Source organism: Haloferax mediterranei ATCC 33500, from assembly GCF_000306765.2.
Classification (GTDB): Archaea; Halobacteriota; Halobacteria; order Halobacteriales; family Haloferacaceae; genus Haloferax; species Haloferax mediterranei.
Genome location: NC_017941.2, coordinates 2514926 through 2531307, shown reverse-complemented (window position 1 = coordinate 2531307; position 16382 = coordinate 2514926). Strand labels below are relative to the sequence as shown.

Sequence of the window (16382 nt, the reverse complement as noted above, 5' to 3'; positions counted from 1 at the left end):
GATGGGGGAGTGTGTTAGCTGTCCGCCGTGTTCCTCGTCGCTTCGGTGTAGACCTCGTCGTTACGGACGAAGACCCAGTAGGCTTCGCCGCGGTCCATCGTCTCGAAGTCACCGGCGTTGTAAGAGCGGTAAGCGAGACTGTCGGCCGACTCGTCGTGTGCGAGGAGGTTGTAGACGGAGTCGCTATCTAACGACGAGAGCGCCGTGGAGACGTTCTGGTCGTACTCCTGATAGTGACCCACTAGGTTCCAGCCTTCGGTCAGTTCCTGTTGTGTCGGTGCAGGCGCGATGTCGCTCGCATTCTGTTCGCTTCCGGGGCGGTTGTAGACGTTCAGTGTGAGCGTCGTGGCGTGGTCCATCACGAAGATGTAGCCGTTACCGCCCTCCAGCGCCGTGATGTCGTTCTCGCTGGCATCAGGGTCGAAGGCATCCCAGGACCCGGATTCCGCGTCGTACGCGTAGATGGCGTCGACGGCGGACAGGTTCACCTCGTCGAGCGAGAGGTCGCCGCTCGATGCGGGCACGGAGACGAAGTTCCGGCCCGTTTCGAGATCGAGCACATCGGTATGGATGACGGTTTGGCTGTTGGCGTTGCCGTTCGTTCCGGCGGCGTCGACGTAGCTGTCACCGTCGATTGTCACCGTGGGGCGAGTCCCTGTCTGGACCTTGCCTTCGGTGATAATCGTAACCGAGCCGAACGGGCCAGCATTCTGCACTGCGATGATTTCTCCATCGAATCCTTCGATGGACACGTCGCTCGGCATGATGTTGCTGGCGTTGATTGGCTCGTTGAACAGCACGCGAATCTCGGTGGTATTCCGGGTGTCGTCGAGCTGTGCAGCGTCAGTCACGTCGAGAAGGACCGCGTCGGTCGGATGCGGTGCGGTCGTATCGACGGAGACTAATTTGGATCTCATCTGACCGTCAACGCTGCCAGTGACCCTGTACTCGCCGTCTTCGGCGTAGTCGCCGTCCGATGGAACGGTAACAGTCGCTTCGAACACGTCGGATTCCGTCTGCTCGAAGTCAGACGCGTTCAGCGTCGTCACAAACCGGTCGTCGAGTTCGAAGCCTTCGAGCGAGTCGAGTTCACGGTTCATCTCACTAATCGTAATCCCCAAGTCAGTCGCGTTAGTGATGTTTTTCAGCGACACGACGGTCACGGTCATTGTGCCACTGTTGACGGAGACTTTGAGCTCGGATTCGACACCAATCGTGTAGTTGGCCTCCGAAACCGAATGTCCGACCACGTCGTAGACGCTGTTGGCTGCGACGGTAACGTTGTCCTGTTCGAGGTCGTCGGGCGTGAGCGGACCGTTCGTTTCGAGGACGACCGTCTGCGGGCCGGTCTGGGTGACCGACTCGAGAGCAGTGACACCAGAGCTGTTGTTCTCCGTGTATCCGAAGTCGTCGACGGTGAATGTCTCGTCGGCTCCGGGCGTGACATCTTCGGAGAACGTGACGACAATCTGCTCGTCACCTGGCTCGGCGGCGACACCCGACAGGGTCGGTGCGTCAACGTCATCGAGCGTGTGGTCGTTCGTGGCTGGGTTCCCGGCGATGTCCGTGACACCAGACGCAGATATCACGACGTCGCTGGAGTTGATAGCACTCGCCGGAAGGGACTCGTTTAGCGTCAGCAACACGTCCCCGCCCACGGCTCTTGTCGTGTTGACCTTGTGAGAGAGGTTGGACAGTTCGAAGTCCGACGTCGACGGGTCAGCAACGAACTCGGAGAACTGTAATTCGATTTCTTTGGTTCCCGCGTTCGTCGTTACCGATTCGAGTGTCGGCGCGACAGTGTCCTTCTCGGTGTCACGCCCAACAATCTGGCTGTTTCCGGCCCTATCCGTCAGATTGAATTCTACGTTCGCGTAGCCTTCGTCGAGGGAGGTGGCGTTCAGCGTGAAGTTCGCCTCGCCCGTCACCGCGTCCTTGCTTTTGGTGACTGTCGTGCCACCAGACCCAGTGAGTGTCACCGTGACGTCGGTCGCATCACTGTACGTGTCGATTGCAACCCTGTAGTTGTCGGTGTTGCTCGCGTTGATGTCGGGTACTGTGATTGACCCGAACCCTGGAGGAATCGTATCGTCGAGTGCGACCGAACCGGTACCAACCGCTCGGGGGTCGTCGTCGTGAGTGTCCACGAGTTGGCCACTGCGGACGCTCACGTGGTCGCTATCGAGGTCCCCAAGCGTGACGTTGGCGTCGAGACCGAGCGTCACCGTATCGCCGCTGTGTACGACGACGGACGTAATCGACCCAGCGCCACCGTCGTTACCGTTCTGGAACGCGAAGTCGGCGCGGGAGATATTGTCGTCGCCGTCACCGGCGACCACGGTTTCGGTGAAGTGGACCGTCACCGTGTCGCTACCGATGGTCGCTTCCACGGATTCGATGCTCGGCTTTTCGGCGTTCACGTCGAGCGTTCCGGTCGCGCTGGCGTTGCTCTGCAGCCCAGTCGCGTCGGTCGCGGTAACGAAGACGCTGTAGTTGGCGTTGTCCGCAAGCCGGTAGCCGAGACCGACGGTGAGGTTGCGGTCAGCGACGACGCCGTGGTCGACGGACTGTTCGTAGGTCGTGTACGATGCGTTCGCGAGGTCGCCGGACGTGAAGTTCGCGGTGTCCTCGCTGTCGACGACCCATACCGTGACGCTCGAAGCGTTCGGTGCCGGGCCGTAGTCGTACGTGAGATTCAGCGCCGCGTCGCGCGCGAGGTCGGTCGTATTACTCGTGATAGAGACGTTACCCACCGTCGGGGCCTCGTCGTTCACCACGACGACTGGCGTTGCGGTCTGGGTTGTCTCGGTATCACCCGAGGCGTTTGTCACCGCCACCTCGACGTAGTATGCGCCGTCAGTGAGATTGTCGGCGGGCTTGTCGAGGTCAAGCGGTACCGTCACGGTCGCACCCGCGACGTAGTCGGCTTTGTCGACCGTGTAGTCGTACGACGTTCCCTGCTCGTCGGTTAGCGTGACTCTCGTGGACACAACGTCGTCCGGGACGTCTTCGACGTACCCGTAGGTCACATCGAGGAGGTCGTCGGACTCGACGATGGTCTGGTTTTCAGGAGAGACGATTTGCAGGTCCGGCGCGGCAGACGAGTTATTGAGCGTCGCAGTCGCCGAATCGGACGACGTGGTGTTTTGTTCCGTTTCGTTCGTCGTTGCGTTCTGCTCGTCTGGGGTCGTCGTCATTTCACCGGTCGGTTCGGTGGTGACGGTGTCGTTTTCGGCCGTCTCGTCGCCGCTGTCGATTGTTTCGTTGCCGCTGTCGACGGTCTGGTTGCCGCTGTCGATTGTTTCGTTGCCGCTGTCGACGGTCTGGTTGCCGCTGTCGGTCGTCTCGTTGCTACCGACTGTTTCGTTTCCGCTGTCGGCAGTCTGGTTGTCGCTGTCAGCCGTTTGGTTCCCGCTGTCGACCGTCTCGTTTCCGTTCAGGTTGGTCGCGGCCGTTCCAAGCGACTCAGGCTTCCCGTCAGAAACGAACGCTGTCTGGCCGGAACTCCCGTTTTCTTTCCAGTCGGCATTCGTCTCAAGTCCCAGAACTGCTGACTCGGAGACGTTGGCGGCAACCGTGACCGACACTTGGAGCGTGGTACTGCCGTCGTCCGGGATAGTGACATCCGAGATATCGAACGTCTGCCCTGTGCCGAACAGATTGTCAGTGGGAGCAGCACTGGCGAGTTCGTTCCCGTCCGCGTCTAGGATACGGACCGACGAGAGGTCTGCTGCGGAGGCGGTGTTGTCGCTACTGCCGGCGACCGTGACCGCCGTTAGATTGACCGTGCTCGTGTCGTTACGGTCCGTGTCGGTTAGTTTGATCGTCTGTACGACTGCTGTGTCGCCGCCCGCGAGTTCCCCCGCGTCCGTTCCCATATCGGAGGCCCCCTCAGGGCCGGCGGCTTGAGCGGCAACAGTCCCCCCCGTGAACGCGACGGTGCCTCCCATAACGGAAAGCACCATCAGCGCCGCGAGGACTATCGCACGCATCTGTTTGCTGTTATCCTGTGTCATAGTATGATTTACTCACAGCGAATAGCGGAGAGCGGTCTACCGCGTTTACTCATGGTATGCCATGAGTACCCACTACCCACATGTATCTCAGCTATATACCAAATCGCATTAAAACAGTTTCGACTTCGACAGTTTACCAGAATATAGTTGGTGCGTTTAAAAGGCCAGCCTCCGGTCTTCGTCTGTACTATTGGGTGAGTCTACGGTTCGACAGTACAGGGACACCGTTCAACTCGCCTGCATGCCAACGCTCTGTGGCGTCGGTACCGTCCTAAGAGATGACTTCAAACCGTCCGACAGAGAGGTCAAGGGCGAGTTGCTCACGCGGATAGACGAACTCTTCGTCGCCCTGTGTCGTTCGAATCGTCTCCTCTGCAATCTCCACCACCGTCTGTTCCGTACATAACGTCGCATGCCGAATCGTCGACCCCTCCGTAATTACGTGTGGGGCGACCTCGAGCGTTTGAGTCATCGTCTCACAGACGTGTTGGACAGTCTATATTTCTTTCGTCAGTTCCAGTAGTTTGGGTACGTATACGTATGTACTGCCAGTATGTGAACGGAATCGTTGGTTAGGTACTTCCTTCTATCCATGCCTAATACATCAGATTATTTAGTTCATGTGGCGTTCTCCAGAGTATTCTCGGCCATCGACCCGTGGAGTTGTGACTTTTCGGAGGCTGTCCATCGCGGTCCATTGCGACCGATTCGACGCACTGGTCGTGGTTAGTGTCGGGGGAGTCGCCAGTCTCATTCAGCTTAATTGGTGGTACAACATTCATAACGAAACTCCTGCGAGCGTATTAGTCAACTACTACTGGTAATATGACTCCATCCAACACCTCTCGGACTGCGGTTTGTGGTTCGTCCGTTGCTATGGAATGGGACAGTTCGCGCCAGCAGTCGCCATCGACCGCCACGGTAAAGCGTGACTGATGACCGCTCTGCAACGACTTCTCGTCGTCGGGATAGCCCTGCTGGTGGTCCTGCCTTCGATGATGAGTGGCACATTCGCCCACCACGGCGAGACTCCGGTCTATTCCGTTAGTCAGGGCGGTGTCTGCTATACCGTCGAGGCACTCGGTGACGGGACAACACCCGTCGGTTCGTTCTACGACTACCGGAACAACGAGACCTCGCCGACTGGTATCTTCTCGTCGTACGGGACAGGCTACCTGCAGGAGAATCAGACGAGTAATCTGTTCTTCTATCACGGCTCGCAGGGTGTCAGTCTCGTCATTCTTCACGACAGACTCGGTGACAGTCCATCCGGCGGGACCGTGACGATGGCGTTCGATGGCCTTCCGTCGGGCGACGGCTGGGTCGTTCGAGACGACTACTACGGCAACGGGACGCAGGACGACGACTGGGTTGAAGAAAACTCGACAGCGAATATCGACTGGAAATGGGCACCTAACCGAACCGATGGGGGTGCCTACCGCGGGTTCGAGAACCTCGAGACGGGCGACAACGTCACGATTACGCCTGGCTTCAACGAACAGGCGGACCACTATGACGACTGGCGCTGGAGCACCGGCGACAACCAAATCACCGAGTTCCGACTTATCCACGCCAACGAGAGTACTGTCACCCTCGACATGGAGTCGGAACTCACGATTACCGCCGGTTCGTGCCAGGAGTCAACGCCGACACCAACTCCGACGCCAACGCCAACACCAACACCAACGCCAACACCAACACCAACGCCAACTCCGACTCCGACGCCGACCCCAACACCAACACCGACGCCGACCCCGACGCCAACCCCAACGCCGACACCAACTCCGACGCCAACCTCGACACCAACACCGACTCCGACTCCGACGCCGACCCCAACACCAACACCGACTCCGACGCCGACCCCAACACCAACACCGACTCCGACGCCGACCCCAACCCCAACGCCGACTCCAACACCGACCCCGACACCGACGCCGACTCCAACACCGACCCCGACACCGACGCCGACCTCAACACCAACTCCAACACCAACGCCCGAGCCTACACCGACGCGTAGCTCAGGTGGCGGCGGTTCAAGCGGTGGGAGTTCAAGCAGTAGTAGCTCTAGCAGTGGGAGTTACAGTTCCCCGAAGCCGACAACCAAAGTTGAGACCACGAAGGTAACGGACACCCACGTTCGGTACACTGTGAGTGATGCCCAAGCCGAGACGCCAATCGAAGTCCGACTCCCCTCGTCGGTGACTGCCGAATCCAGTGTCGAAGTCACCCAGGTTACAGTCACGTTGTCCAAGCCCGCATCCACGTTCACGATGGACGTGAAGGGATACACGGAGCGGCCTGAGGGCGTCGGGGCAGTCGCTCTCACCGACGACGTGCCGTTGTATCTGGAGATCGAGGGCGACGAGACGATGAACCGGTCTCTCGACGCGGCGACCGTGGACTTCTCCCTGGCGAAAGACGACCTCAGTGCCCGCGGGACGACTCCAGAGAACGTCGCATTCTACCGATACCACAACGGAACGTGGGAACAACTCGATACGAAACTGAAAGAGACGAACACGCAGTCACAGTACCTGATGCAAGCGACATCACCGGGAACGTCCTACTTCGCGCTCGGAATCCAGCACCCCGTCGCGACCGTCTCGAACGTTACCACTGAACCGGGCATCGTGACCGGCGAGACAACCACCGTAACCGCCGACGTGACCAACACGGGCCACGTCGACGGTGTCGTCACAGTCAACCTAACCGTCGATGGTGAGATAGTCTCGAACCAGTCGGTGACACTCCAATCCGGAGACACGCAGTCCGTCACGTTCGACCACCAGTTCGATACGGCCGGGTCGCACACTGTGGCACTCAATGGGGAACGCGTCGACACCGTCGTACGTGAACAGTCTACCGCCGTGCTCACCGACCTAACGGTGGATGCATCGACCATCGGGCCGGGCGAGAGCGTCACGCTCATCGCGACCGTCACCAACACTGGCGAGGGTGAGGAGACGACGACGCTCACGTTCGAAGGGGTCGACAGCGTCACCGAGTCCAGAACGGTCACCGTTCCCGCTGGACAACGGGAAGTCGTTACGTTCGAACAGACTATCGAGTCACCCGGCGAGTACACCCTCAGGGTGAACGACCGAGTCGTCGACGTGACCGTCAAGGAGGGCAGTTCGAAGTTCGGAACCCCACCCACGGATAGCGCTGGTGAGAGCGACGCTGGAGCGACGGATGACCCCGGTTACAGTCTGCTGGTTGTGTTAGGGCTCGCGGTGGCATCTATCTCCCTCGCGGTCAGCTTCCGGCGGTTGGTGGAGAAGCGAAAATAGGACACAGTTTGCAGCCGTTCTGTGGTTTTTGACGAGGGTGACACTCCTCGCAAACAGTATCTGTGAGCCTTTTGTTCGCTTGCTTCCACTGAGGAACGTACATCTCTTTCTGGAGACCGAGTCCATAGGCTACTGAGAGCACAGGCGTTCCTCGGACTTGCTAAGCCGAAGCTCAGATGAGACTCCGACCTTCGAACGTGGCGTCAGTATCAATCTCCATGAGATCGAGAATCGTCGGCGTGATGTTGTAGAGGTCGATATCGTCACTGACCGATACCTCGGGGTCGTCGATAAGCAGCGTCGCGTTATCGAACGAGTGCATGCCGTTGCGGGGGCCGACGCCGAACACGTCGTCGTGACCCTTGAAGCCGGATTTGAGGTCGAACCCGTGGTTCGGGATGATGACGAGGTCCGGGGCGAGATGGTCCTGTGCGCCGTGGAACCCCTCTTCTTTCGTGACGACGCGGTCGGCGACCTTCTTCCCGTTCGGGCCTTCGAGGGCTTCGAGTTCGGCCTTCAGCTCGGCGCGGACTTCCTCGTACTCGTCCTGGGGGACCGACCCGCGTGGGTCACGGCCTTCGAGGTTGATGAAGAAGCGACCGGGGATGAGCGAGTACGCCTTCGACTCCGCGGCAATATCGCCAAGCGAGTCGTGGTCCTCGCTCTGGTAGGTGAGCCAGCCGTTCTCTTCGAGCCACGTGTTACAGTGGACTTCGTAATCGAGCGAGGTGAAGCCGTGGTCGGAGGCGACGACGAGCGTCACGTCCTCGGGGAGCGAGTCGTGGAGGTCGCCGATGTATTCGTCGACCGTGCGGTAGAACTCGATGAACTCCTCGCTGTAGGTGCCGTCTTCGGCGTAATCCTTGAACAGGAAGTGGTTGACGCGGTCGGTCGTCATGAAGACGCCGAAAAAGAGGTCCCAGTCGTCCTGTTCGATATACCGTTTAAACGCTTCGTAGCGACGTTTGAGTGTCTGTTCGGCGTTCTCGACAAACCCCGACTTGTCGTCTTTATGACCGAGTTTTGCATCCGTGTCGATTCGGTAATTACCCTCGTTTAGGGTGTCCGCAAGCGACTGTGGATGGGCAGCCTTGTCGACGCTGGGCGAGAGGAACCCAGAGACCATGCGCTGGACGTCTCGCTGCGGTGGGAACGTCACGGGGACGTTCATCACGGTTGCCTTGCGGCCGGCGTCGGTGACGCGGTCCCAGACGCGGGTTGCTTCGACGTGGCTCCCCATCGGAACGTAGGCGTCGTAGCTTCCGGGCTCGCGGTCCTGGAAACCGAACACACCCGTTTCACCGGGGTTGACGCCGGTCGTGAGTGCGGGCCAGCAGGCGCTGGACTCCGGCGGCACGATTGAGTCAATCGGAGTGCCTGTTCCTTGCGACGCGATTCGGGTGAGGTTCGGGAAGACGTCCGGATTCTCGTCGATAAGCGAGTACGGTACACCGTCGATACCGAGGAAGGCGACGCGGGGGTCGTCACTCCCACCGGTGAGGCGATCAAATAATCCCATGTCGGACGTGTGATGAGTATTCGTTATGGGTCTTTCTCTTCTTGAGAGTCATTGTTACGGTGTCTCGATTCACGTATGTGGGTTTCAGAATGTGGTTGCGAAAGTATGAACGCTTGGGCCGGTTGTGACCATCTCGGTATGGTCTCAACTGTGTGGTCGGTATAATGGATGTACGTATGTTATACTAATAGACGGATATCTCACTGGTTGTTCTGTACGTAGTCAGCTACGGTATGCCCTTAGGACTGCTGTAGGTCGAGAATCCACTCGCACTTCCCGCACGGCGTCTTTCCGCTCTTTTTGGCTTCGCCGCGGGTCATCTCCACGAAGTGGCCTTCGCTGTGGCCGCCGCAGACGAGTTCGCCCTCGTCGTCGAGTTCGTGGTACGCGTAGCCGCCCGTGTATGCGCCGCTCGGGGTCGTAGCGACGGTTTCGGAATCGTCGCGAGTATCCTGTTCGGCGAGTTTTGCGCGCTGTTCGCTGGTTGGCTTCTGATCGATCTTCTCTCGCGTATCCATTCGCAGTACGTACTTGTCATCCCCGGCATATTTTGATTTCGGCCGTTTGAGTCGTTTTCCACGGTTGTTCACGCCTGTCACGGTCGCCGATACCTTCATATCATTTCACGAGAGGGTCGAACTATGGACGGTAAACGAGTCCTCGTTACTGGCGGTGCCGGATTCATCGGGTCGAACCTCGCAAATCACCTCGCTGCGGACAACGACGTGGTTGCGATTGACGACCTCTATCTCGGGACGCCCGAGAATCTTGATGATGCTGTCGAGTTCCACGACGTGAGCGTTCTCGACGACGACCTGCCGACCGAGGATGTAGACGTAGTGTTCCACCTTGCAGCGCTGTCGTCGTACAAGATGCACGAAGAGAACCCCACGAAGGGTGCACGTGTGAACATCGAAGGGTTCGTGAATACGGTCGAGCAGGCTCGCGAGGATGGCTGTGACACCGTTGTCTATGCAACGACATCCTCCATCTATGGCTCGCGGACGGAACCCTCGCCCGAAGATATGCCCGTCAAAGCCCGGACGGGATACGAGGCATCGAAGTTGGCTCGTGAACGGTACGCCGAGTATTTCCACAACCACTACGACATGCAACTCGCCGGGATGCGCTTCTTCTCGGTGTATCAGGGCTTCGGCGGCGCAGAAGAGCATAAAGGAGAGTTCGCGAATACGGTCGCGCAGTTCGCCGACAAGATTGCTAACGGCGAGTCACCGGAGTTGTTTGGTGATGGTTCACAAACGCGTGACTTCACGCACGTCGACGACATTGTCCGTGGGTTGGAGATGGCTGCTGACGAGCGACTGCAAGGTATCTACAACCTCGGCACCAGTCAGAGCTACAACTTCAACGAGATGGTCGCGATGATTAACGAAGTGCTTGGGACCGCCGTAGAGCCGGAATACATCGAGAATCCCTTCGAGATCTACGTGCACGACACGAAGGCTGACTACTCGAAGATGAAGGAGGATACTGGTTGGGAACCCGAGATTACGTTCGAGGAGGGTGTCGAGCGAGTGTGTGAACCCTACCTCGAAGACCAGTAGCTCGGCACAGGTATCGGTCTCAGGGAACCGTTCGTTTACGCGGAAAGTACGATTCGGCTATCCCAACGCCACGAGTACTCAGTCACGCTTAATTGTTGGGCTGTTAGCGGTCGGTACTGGCGCTCTCGAAGGAGGCCCTCCGAGTGTAGCCGATATACAAGAGGAACACCACGAGGTTGATCAGTAACCCGACCGTAAATTGCATGACAATCGCCTCGTACGGCGACACCGCAATTGGCCTCGGCTTGAGGACCATGAAGTACAGATAACCGATTTGGCGGTCGTACACGTACGGGATGGCAAAGCCGAACACACCGGCCGCGGCGACGAGTACCGACGACAGCCGATGAACTCCTGCAGGAAGCCCTCGTCGAGTCGCGTGGATAGTGACAAGCCCGACGAACAACAGCACTGTGAGAAGTCCAGCAATGAGATAGGGCATGTAAATCATCATGCGCTATTGTCAATCCATATGGGTTTTTGAAGGGTGTTTGGATTTACGACGACGGTCGGGTATTGGTTCGGGTGAAGGACAGTAGATTTCGTATGCTTTTCGCGTTGTAAGACAGCAGTCGGTGCGTTTGAGAGGGGGACACGTTTTGCAAGTGTTCTTTGAGCAATACAGTGCTTCTCGAACAGCCAAAATTTGTTGTGGTATTGACGGTGTCAGACACACCGTTTTGCAAGTGTTTCTGTTTGGGAAGCAGACAGAGATATGAGAATAGCACTTGCAAAACGGTGTGAGGGCGGTATATATGCAACCTGAACACTTGGAACACATTTGACGGTGGTCCGACAGGCTACGGCGTGCGCGTTGCACGACATCGCTTGCGCGTCTCTGCAGAACAGATGAAGTCGTGGGGGGTGAGAGGATGTGAGAAGGTTTTGCATAGGACGTTCGGTTTCGATTTGTGTCCCCGGTCGATATCCGGCTTTTTGGGCCGTTAGACACGCGAAAACAGATGAAGTCGTGGGGGTGGGTGGTTTCGTCGAGGTCGTCGGCGACCTCGAAGAACCATACTTTACACCGTCGGCCGGATGTATATGAGAAGAGCCGAAAAGAGGGTCAACTAGCGGCCAGGAGAACCAATTCCGATTACGGTGTATGGGGAGCGTTCCAAACCGCCTGTATTCAGCGAACCATCCTTCGAGGGTCTGGATTAGTTTCTTTTCTCGCCGGAATCCAGCGCTTCGATTACGATTTCGGGATCTTTCATCAGCCGATGTTGGAGGAACGCTCCCTTCGATGCGCCGCCGCCGGTATGGTAGCTCTCGGTGATTCCAAGGAATGACTGTTCTTTGAGTAAGCGATAAACACGGTCATGTGAGAGTGGATCTGAGCCTTCCTTCTCTGCGAGGCGTTCGTAGAGTCGGTGAATGTCACTTGTCGAGAACTGCTGATCGTCGCTGTTGAGTGTGAGCAACGCGAGTGCTCGCAGGATGTACTTGACGTGTGGCGTTGAGCCGGAGACGAGGTCTTGGAAACGCTTGACTTCTGTACGCTGTTGGGCGTCGTCGACGTGTTGACTCGTTACTTCCGAGTCACCATGTTCCTCCGCAAGCGAGCCGGCCTCGAAGAGGATGTCAACGGCCTTACGAGCATCGCCGTGTTCACGAGCGGCGAGTGCCGCGGTTTTCGGAATCACGTCATCGTGGAGCACACCGTCGAGAAACGCATCACGACGATTTTCAAGGATTTCCTCTAGTTGCGGGGCGTCGTACGGATGAAACGTCAGCTCCCGGTCCTGAAGCGAGGAATTGACGCGTTCGTTGAGTTGCTCGCGATACTCGATTTTGTTGGAGATCGAGATAACGCCGACGTAGGTGTCGGTCTTCCCTGATTCCTCTGCGCGCGACAGTTGCATGAGAACGTCGTCATCACCGAGCTTGTCGATTTCGTCGAGGATGACCACGAAGACATCCACGTCGTCGAGAAGCGTCCACAGGTAGCGATAGTATTCTGAGGCTCCGATCCCTTGCACCGGGATATCCGTCGATGGAGCGAGTTCGTCGCGCATTTGGAGTGCCAACTCGCGAGCGACGCGCGTCTCGGTGTCGGCGTCGCTACAGTCGACGTAGACGTGCCGAAGGTTGACACCGTTCTTTTTGGAGTGTTTACGCGCACGCCGGCAGATGTGTCGCGAGACGAGTGACTTTCCGGTTCCAGTCTTCCCGAAGGCGATGAGGTTCCGCGGTGGCCCACCGTTCGTTGCCGGCCCCAAGGCTGACCCGACCTGTCGCATTTCACTATCACGACCGACGATACGGTCCCGGTCAGGGACGTGGCCGACACGGAGGAGCTCCCGGCGAGCAAAGATATCGCCCGTCGAGAAGAGGTCGGCGTCAGAGTAGCCCTCACTCATTGAAGGAAGAGAAGGGCGGAGTACCATTAAGCTACCGAACCTCGCACCGAGTGACAAACGTCGATATCATCTATCTACAGTCATTGAATCTATGCTTTTGTGATTCTATGTTGACGACCTAGCCACTCCTCGTACCGAGTGACGATGGTCGTCTGGATCGAGAGTCGACAGCTACGCCCACCCCTCGCAACGAGTGACAGCAATCATCGAATCGCGGGTCAGTTGTCGGACTCAACTGTGAACTCAATCTCTTTGAGAGACGTACCAGAACATCGAGTTAGCAGTAATATTAGTTCACATATTGCCCACACAAGTAAATATATAAATCACTTCTATTCTCTTCGTTACTACATTCGTCACAGAGGAGATGCACTACTGCACAGTCAGATTTCCACGGTCTACCAAATCACGGGTATAAGGCTCTAACAAGCCAGTTTGTCACTCGGTACGAGGGGTGAGTATGAGGGGTTTCTCAACACTCCAAGCGAGACTGTCTCCCGCCCCGCTGTCACTCGTTGCGAGGGGTGGGGGTCAGTCGGTTCGAGATTCGACGACTGAGAAGTGAGATGTTGTGGTAGCTCCTGAAGTTGGGTAGTAGTTCGAGTCTAATCGAGAGGTTTTCCGATGCGCAGGTAGGCTGACAACGCCTATTCCTGAATACTTCGACTCGACTCACGTCGTCCAGTTCGGTATCGAGTCACCCCAGACACGAGAAGTGCGGCTGCACCGAGGACGATAGCTGGCTCGATGTCCGTACTTAGGTACAATCCCGGCGTTGGTGGGTATATTCTGGTGAGTGGCCAGAGGAGTGGATACGATACACCCGTGGGTTTCAACAGAAGTGCATCTGCGACGAGATGGGATGCAGCACCGACTGCGAGGAGGGTGAAGACACGGAGCTGTTCGGACTCGGTGACGAGAAGGACGCCAACGAGGACTGAGCACAGTACAGCCCCCGCCGTGTGGAGTCCAAACCAATCGAACGGAACACCGAGCAGTTGCTCGACTCGAGCACTGGGGATGACGAGTGCAGCCTTCGCCATATCGGGGATGAATGCCCCGGCCATCGCGACGGTCACGTAGGGCCGTGAAATCCACTCGTAGCGCCACGAGGCAACCGTCGCGAGGCTGTAGGCCAACAGCGCGTGTGCGAGCAGATCAGGCATCGCGGTCCTCCGCGTTTTGGCTACGGATGACGTTACTCAACCTGAGGGGTGTCGACCGCGGTTCCAACGACCACGTTTGCCGGTCGATTCGCCACGTTCGAACGAGTCGTCCGAGGACCCAGAGACCGGCGATAAACGAAACGGTGTACATGTAGGTGTACCCCGAACTGGGGACGATATAGGCTGTCTGCACGTGGAGTGTCCGGTCCGGTTTGACGACGCCGAAGACGGTAAGTCGGTCTCCCGGTGCTGGCTGGAGGTCTGTTCCGGTCACGCGGAGGCGAATACGCTCACCAGCACTGTATTCGGCAACAATCGTGAGCGGGTCGGTTTCGACCACCTCGCCGGTCAGACTCGCTTTCTCACCGACCCACGCATCGTAGTTTGTCCCTAAGTTCGTGTCGTCAGGATACGCCCCCACAGCAGGGGCAGGTGCAAGAGACCCAAACCAGACCAGTAGCCCGAAAAGACACCCTAATAGAAGGAAAATCCCAATGAGACGGCGACCCGGTGTGACTTTCATTACATTGCAGTAGCGGCCAACTAGATAAGAAAACCCACCAAAACGGTTGGTTAGCAGTTGGTCAGAAGAAGCGAAGTCCGTTACTCAACAGTCACGGACTTCGCGAGGTTTCGCGGCTTGTCGATAGGGCGTCCCATCTCGTGGGCGACGTGGTAGGCGAACAGTTGGAGGGCGACGTTGGCAACGAGCGGTTCGAGGCGACCGATATCCGGAATTTCGATGGTGTGATTGCAGAACGACGCGGTTTCACCCGGCGTTGAGAGGCAGATGACGGGCGCACCGCGTGATTCTACCTCTTTCACGTTGTTGAGCGTCTCTTCGGGCGACGCACTCTGGTTGAGGAACGCGAGCACGGGCGTGTTCTCGGTGACGAGCGCGAGGGGACCGTGTTTCAGCTCACCCGCGGCGAAGCCCTCTGCGTGAGCGTACGAGATTTCCTTCAGCTTGAGGGCACTTTCGAGTGCGACCGGGTAGGCGGGACCGCGCCCGATAAAGAAGAACGCGTCACTGCCGGTGTACTGGTCGGCGAGTCGGCGAATCCGGGACTCAGAATCTAGAACCGATTGGACGGCGTTCGGGAGTTGGCGGATATTCCCGAGGATGTCGACGCCTTCGCCCGCAGTGAGCGTCCCGCGGAGGCGACCGAGGTATGTCGCGAATAACGCGAGTGCCGTCACCTGCGAGACGAACGTCTTCGTCGCCGCGACGCCGATTTCCGGTCCGGCTTTGATAAACAGCGAATCGTCGACTTCTCGCGTAATCGTACTGCCGACCGTGTTCGTCACAGCGAGCGTCGTCATTCCCGGAGCCTTCGCACGGCGGATCGCCGACAGCGTGTCGGCTGTCTCACCACTCTGGGTGACTGCGACGACGAGCGTCCGTCGTGTATCGTGGCCGTCACAGACCTCGTACTCGCTCGCGAGGTCGACGCGCACGGTGATGTCGACGAGTTCTTCGAGCAACTCTTTCGCGTAGAGTCCAGCGTGATACGAGGTTCCGCACGCGACGATGTGAATCTCGTCGATGGCTTGGAGGAAGCGGTCGTCGAGGTCGATATCGAGCGAGGCGTTTCCGGCGAGTTCGTCGATGCGTCCGGAGATGGCCTGTCGGAGCGCATTGGGTTGCTCGTGAATCTCCTTGTGCATGTAATGGTCGTGACCGGCCTTGCCTGCGGCGGAGGCATCCCAGTCGACCGTCTGAATCTCGCGCTCGACGCGCTCGCCTTCGTTGAACACGGTGATACCATCCGAATACAGGTGCGCCACGTCGCCGTCTTCGAGATAGGAGACCTGTCGGGTGTACTCGACGAACGCCGTCACGTCGCTTCCGAGGTACATCCCATCCTCACCGTGACCGATGACGAGTGGGCTGTCCTGGCGTGCCGCGACGATGCCTTCGTAGTCCACGTGCGTTGCGGCGACGGCGAAGCTCCCTTCAAGGCGGTCGAGCACGCGCATGACTGCTGCGCGGAGGTCTGCACCTGTGGCCATTTCTTCTTCCAAAAGATGCGGAATGACCTCGGTATCGGTCTCACTTTCGAAGATGTGCCCACCGAGTTGCCGCTTCAGTTCGTCGTAATTCGAGATGATACCGTTGTGTACGACCGCGATATCACCGCTGCAGTCCGTATGCGGATGGGCGTTTTCGTCAGTCGGTTCCCCATGGGTCGACCATCGCGTATGGCCGATGCCGTGAGTTGCACTCGTCTCGTTCGGGATAGTTAGCCCATCAATCGTCCCTTCCTGTTTGTGCACGTTGATCTGGTCGCCGACGAGGGCGACCCCAGCCGAATCGTAGCCACGATACTCCAAATTCTTCAACCCCGACGCAAGGATCGACGCACTCTCTTCCACACCGATGTATCCGGTAATCCCACACATTGTTTTCGTAAACTCCTGTTGCTAATCGCTGGCGAACGCCAACGTAGTCGTTGATATCAT

At 58.0% G+C, this 16382-nt stretch carries 12 protein-coding genes; 3 read left to right on the top strand and 9 right to left on the bottom strand.

Annotated elements, in window-relative coordinates; all coding sequences use genetic code 11:
• Nucleotides 1–14: 14 nt before the first annotated feature.
• Both HFX_RS12840 and HFX_RS12835 read right to left on the bottom strand, forming a co-directional pair.
• Nucleotides 15–4016, bottom strand: a complete 4002-nt coding sequence (locus tag HFX_RS12840) for a beta strand repeat-containing protein (RefSeq protein WP_004059540.1) — start codon at nucleotides 4014–4016, stop codon at nucleotides 15–17.
• 271 nt (nucleotides 4017–4287) lie between these two features.
• The gene (locus HFX_RS12835) at nucleotides 4288–4488 is read right to left on the bottom strand and encodes a hypothetical protein (RefSeq protein WP_004059541.1); all 201 of its coding nucleotides are present in this window, start codon (nucleotides 4486–4488) and stop codon (nucleotides 4288–4290) included.
• Between the two features lie 1158 nt (nucleotides 4489–5646).
• Between HFX_RS12835 and HFX_RS20315 the strand changes: the two genes are divergently transcribed.
• The gene (locus HFX_RS20315; RefSeq protein ID WP_004059543.1) at nucleotides 5647–6033 is read left to right on the top strand and encodes a hypothetical protein; all 387 of its coding nucleotides are present in this window, start codon (nucleotides 5647–5649) and stop codon (nucleotides 6031–6033) included.
• 130 nt (nucleotides 6034–6163) lie between these two features.
• Nucleotides 6164–7306, top strand: a complete 1143-nt coding sequence (locus tag HFX_RS20310) for a PGF-pre-PGF domain-containing protein (protein ID WP_004059544.1) — start codon at nucleotides 6164–6166, stop codon at nucleotides 7304–7306.
• A 172-nt stretch (nucleotides 7307–7478) separates the two neighbouring features.
• Here HFX_RS20310 and HFX_RS12825 read toward each other — a convergent pair whose 3' ends face one another.
• Both HFX_RS12825 and HFX_RS12820 read right to left on the bottom strand, forming a co-directional pair.
• A complete protein-coding gene (locus HFX_RS12825) occupies nucleotides 7479–8825 on the bottom strand; it encodes an alkaline phosphatase family protein (protein ID WP_004059545.1) in 1347 nt (448 codons plus the stop codon).
• Nucleotides 8826–9064: 239 nt separating this feature from the next.
• Entirely contained in the window at nucleotides 9065–9343 is a 279-nt protein-coding gene (locus HFX_RS12820; RefSeq protein WP_014732442.1) for a hypothetical protein, read from the bottom strand.
• 123 nt (nucleotides 9344–9466) lie between these two features.
• Here HFX_RS12820 and HFX_RS12815 point away from each other — a divergent pair, with 123 nt between their 5' ends.
• Nucleotides 9467–10390, top strand: coding sequence for an NAD-dependent epimerase/dehydratase family protein (locus HFX_RS12815; RefSeq protein ID WP_004059547.1), 924 nt, complete (start codon nucleotides 9467–9469; stop codon nucleotides 10388–10390).
• A gap of 103 nt (nucleotides 10391–10493) precedes the next feature.
• Here HFX_RS12815 and HFX_RS12810 read toward each other — a convergent pair whose 3' ends face one another.
• The 5 genes from HFX_RS12810 to glmS form a co-directional block, all read right to left on the bottom strand.
• A complete protein-coding gene (locus HFX_RS12810; protein WP_137685647.1) occupies nucleotides 10494–10832 on the bottom strand; it encodes a hypothetical protein in 339 nt (112 codons plus the stop codon).
• Between the two features lie 718 nt (nucleotides 10833–11550).
• Nucleotides 11551–12753: a Cdc6/Cdc18 family protein gene (locus HFX_RS12805; protein WP_004059549.1), complete on the bottom strand. Its 1203-nt coding sequence runs from the start codon at nucleotides 12751–12753 to the stop codon at nucleotides 11551–11553.
• 647 nt (nucleotides 12754–13400) lie between these two features.
• Nucleotides 13401–13919 (bottom strand): metal-dependent hydrolase, encoded by a 519-nt coding sequence (locus HFX_RS12800; protein ID WP_004059550.1) that lies wholly within the window; start codon nucleotides 13917–13919, stop codon nucleotides 13401–13403.
• Nucleotides 13912–14442, bottom strand: coding sequence for a hypothetical protein (locus HFX_RS12795; RefSeq protein WP_231512868.1), 531 nt, complete (start codon nucleotides 14440–14442; stop codon nucleotides 13912–13914). The genes HFX_RS12800 and HFX_RS12795 overlap by 8 nt, the downstream gene beginning before the upstream one ends.
• Nucleotides 14443–14522: 80 nt before the next feature.
• Entirely contained in the window at nucleotides 14523–16322 is a 1800-nt protein-coding gene (glmS, locus tag HFX_RS12790; RefSeq protein ID WP_004059552.1) for a glutamine--fructose-6-phosphate transaminase (isomerizing), read from the bottom strand.
• Nucleotides 16323–16382 lie beyond the last annotated feature (60 nt).